Consider the following 1,668-nt stretch of genomic DNA (forward strand, 5'->3'; position numbering starts at 1 on the left):
GCGACCAGCCCCTGGCCAACCCCGGGAAACTGTTCATCGGCGGCTCCTGGGTCCCGGCCCGGGACGGCCGGACCGAACCGGACATCAGCCCCGTGGACGGCCAGGAGATCGTGCCGGTGGCCCAGGCCGCCGCCACCGACGCGGACGCGGCCGTGGCCGCCGCCCGCACGGCGTACGAGGAAGGTCCCTGGAGCAGACTGTCCGCCCAGGAGCGCGCGCTGCGGCTGAACCGGGTCGGCGAGCTCATCGAGCGGGACCTCGAGGAGATCGCCCTGCTCGAGACGGTGGACATGGGCAAGCCGTTCGCCTTCTCCAGCACGGTCGACGCCCCCATGGCCGCCCAGCTCATGCACTACTACGCCGGCGCCGTGACCCGGGTCGACGGCTCCTCGCGGGCCCCGGCCGGCGGGCAGCTCGCGTACACCCTGCGGGAACCGCTGGGCGTGGTCTGCGCGATCACCCCGTTCAACTTCCCGCTGCTGCTGTCGATGACGAAGATCGCCCCGGCGCTGGCCGCGGGCAACACCGTCGTCCACAAGCCCTCCCCGGCGACCCCGCTGACCGCCCTGAAGATCGCCGAGCTGTTCCAGGAGGCGGAAATCCCGGACGGGGTGCTGAACGTCATCACCGGTCCGGGCGTGGAACTGGGAGAGACCCTCACCGGCCACCCCGGCATCGACAAGATCGCCTTCACCGGCTCCACCTCCGTGGGCCAGTCGATCATCCGCAAGGCGGCCGGCACCCTGAAGAAGGTGACGATGGAGCTCGGCGGCAAGTCCGCCAACATCGTCTTCGCCGACGCCGACCTCGACGCCGCCGAGGAACTCGCCTTCTTCGGCATCTACTACAACAAGGGCGAGATCTGCACCGCCGGCTCCCGGCTGCTGCTCCAGCGCCCCATCCACGACGAGATGGTCGAACGGCTCGTGACCCGGGCGGCGGCCCTCAAGCCCGGGGACCCGCGCGACCCGGCCACCCTCTTCGGACCGCTCGCGCACCGCGGCCAGTTCGACAAGGTCAGCTCGTACATCGAGGTCGGGGAGAAGGAAGGGGCCGTCCTGCGCACCGGCGGCGCCGGCTGGACCCCCGAAGGGGAAGCGGCCGGGCTCTCGGGAGGGCTGTACTTCCTGCCGACCGTCTTCACCGGCGTCGACAACTCCATGCGGATCGCCCAGGAGGAGATCTTCGGGCCGGTCCTGTCGATCATCCCCTTCGACACCGAGGAGGACGCCGTGCGCATCGCCAACGACAGCGCGTACGGCCTCGCCGCCGGCGTCCACACCAAGGACCTGCGCCGCGCCCACCGGGTCGCCTCGCAGATCAAGGCCGGGACCGTCTGGGTCAATTGCTACAACCAGTACGACCCCTCCGTGCCCTACGGCGGCTACAAGGCCTCCGGGTACGGGCGCGAGTGCGGCCCCGAGTCCCTGGAGAGCTACACCCAGACCAAGTCGGTCTGGATCGGAATGGACTGACCCACCCCCGTACCGACCCGAGGAGCCCTCATGCGGATCGGCATCATCGGCACCGGCCGGATCGGATCGACCCTGGCCCGGATCCTCGTGGCGGCGGACCACCAGGTCGTGCTCGCCAACGCCCGCGGCCCGCGCAGCCTCGGGCCCCTGCTGGCCGAGCTGGGCCCCGCGGCCTCGGCGGCGCACCCCCCCC

2 protein-coding genes are annotated in these 1,668 nt (G+C 71.4%); both read left to right on the plus strand.

From position 1 onward, the window contains the following. Nucleotides 1-1,475: aldehyde dehydrogenase family protein (locus ACWGDE_RS38760; protein WP_453393787.1), on the plus strand; the 1,475-nt coding region annotated here is incomplete at its 5' end. A 30-nt stretch (nt 1,476-1,505) separates the two neighbouring features. Next, nucleotides 1,506-1,668: NAD(P)-binding domain-containing protein (locus tag ACWGDE_RS38765; RefSeq protein WP_453393788.1), on the plus strand; the 163-nt coding region annotated here is incomplete at its 3' end.

It is taken from the genome of Streptomyces sp. NPDC054956, from assembly GCF_053609185.1.